The following is a 1,435-nucleotide window of genomic DNA, read 5'->3' as shown; positions in this document are numbered from 1 at the left end:
CTAACTATAGGCGTGGACCACTTCAAAGGGGGAGGCTCAAAGATGTGGACCCCTTTAATTTACCCCAAGTCATGTGGGCTCTGTCAACTAAGTTCAACCCAAAGTTCGATTGTGTCGTCATTCCTGGATGTTCCATCGTTGCGCTAGACCCTGGGTCGGATCCAGTAGGTATGTCACATAAGATGATCCTTGATTGCGCGACTCCCGCACCGCCTGATGATCATGGAGATTTCTCAATGCAATGTGAAGATCCGCCAGAGGCTAAAGATTGGATACCACAACTACAGGAACTGATTAAAAATATAAGAAGATAACCTTATATCTAAAGTGAGATGCTATATGTCAAATAATAAATTCTCTACCTGCCCTCGTTGTGAATCTAATACTACAGAAATTCAGTTCAAATCCTCAGTCAAAGGAGTTTGGGAGCTGTATCAATGTACAACATGCTTGTTTGCATGGCGATCAACAGAACCTGAAAATATTACTAATCCCAAATTGTACGACCCAAAATTCAAGTTTAAGCCTGAAGACATGCCAAGCTTTCCTACTATGCCTTCGATCCCACCGTTGAGAAAATAACAATGAGCATAGTCTAAAGAACAGAAAGGATATTGAAATGAGCGTTACACTTAGACACGCCATTAAAATCAATGGGTCACGCGACAGTGTTTATCAAGCCCTGACGAATATTAGTGAGATGGCTTCTTGGCATCACGGGATGCTGGAAGGTGAAATCGCAGTTGACGCATTGTTTATCCTTACTCCAAAATCCGGATTACAATTCAGTTGGGAGACAAACGAATTAATCGAGAATGAAAAGGTATTGCAAACGTGTGTAGATGGGCCTGGCAGTTCGAAAGTAAAGTCATTAACCTTTGAATTGTTCGATGTCAAAAATGGTGCGACAATAGTACAGCTCACTGATGGCGAATGGGCTGACGATGATGAGCATCTGCCCTTTTGCAATACGAACTGGGGTAGTGTTTTACATCAATTGAAGCATTACGTTGAGAGTGTCCGTCCGATGAACTCGACCGATTTAACCTGAGCTGCTTCAGCTACGCTGGTTGTCAGTAGGCGTTACCGATGAACAGCCCCACTGCCACCTGCAGCACACCGTTTAGCTCGCGCAGGGCATATAGCTTGGCACCAATAAACGCCACCAGATCATAGGGCTAACGCCCAGGAGACGGACGTTGAGCTGAAAACTGAACAGTATGGCGACATTTCGAGCATGAGTGAAAGTTGCAGATACCTCCCGTCCCAGCAATAAATTCAGCAGGCCCTCTCGCGATTGCCCCACACTTTCGGGTACTTTCCGACTGGCGCCGGGGCCTCAAGCTGCAGAAGCTGGCATAAGTGAGGCCCACAAGAAAATCGCAAAGATCGCACTTGAGCTTCCCCCTTTGAAGTGGTCCACGCCTATAGTTAG

Annotated in this window: 3 protein-coding genes; all 3 read left to right on the top strand. The window is 45.7% G+C overall.

The window, feature by feature from the left end:
* Positions 1-44: 44 nt before the first annotated feature.
* Genes PsWM33_RS28830 through PsWM33_RS07320 form a run of 3 tightly spaced genes read left to right on the top strand, consistent with a single transcriptional unit; the run spans position 45 to position 1,051 of the window.
* Positions 45-314, top strand: coding sequence for a hypothetical protein (locus PsWM33_RS28830; protein ID WP_446737442.1), 270 nt, complete (start codon positions 45-47; stop codon positions 312-314).
* A gap of 25 nt (positions 315-339) precedes the next feature.
* The gene (locus tag PsWM33_RS28825; protein WP_082826916.1) at positions 340-582 is read left to right on the top strand and encodes a non-oxidative hydroxyarylic acid decarboxylases subunit D; all 243 of its coding nucleotides are present in this window, start codon (positions 340-342) and stop codon (positions 580-582) included.
* A gap of 37 nt (positions 583-619) precedes the next feature.
* Positions 620-1,051: an SRPBCC family protein gene (locus tag PsWM33_RS07320; RefSeq protein ID WP_063299733.1), complete on the top strand. Its 432-nt coding sequence runs from the start codon at positions 620-622 to the stop codon at positions 1,049-1,051.
* Positions 1,052-1,435 lie beyond the last annotated feature (384 nt).

The sequence above is a fragment of the Pseudovibrio sp. WM33 genome (assembly GCF_001623165.1).
GTDB lineage: Bacteria > Pseudomonadota > Alphaproteobacteria > Rhizobiales > Stappiaceae > Pseudovibrio.
Note: the sequence above shows the minus strand (reverse complement) of the source record. Positions and strands in the feature narration are given on the sequence as shown.

Bases quoted from the DNA above. Each gene is read 5' to 3' on its own strand.
- PsWM33_RS07320 (WP_063299733.1), top strand. From the start codon at position 620: ATGAGCGTTACACTTAGACACGCCATTAAAATCAATGGGTCACGCGAC.
- PsWM33_RS28825 (WP_082826916.1), top strand. From the start codon at position 340: ATGTCAAATAATAAATTCTCTACCTGCCCTCGTTGTGAATCTAATACT.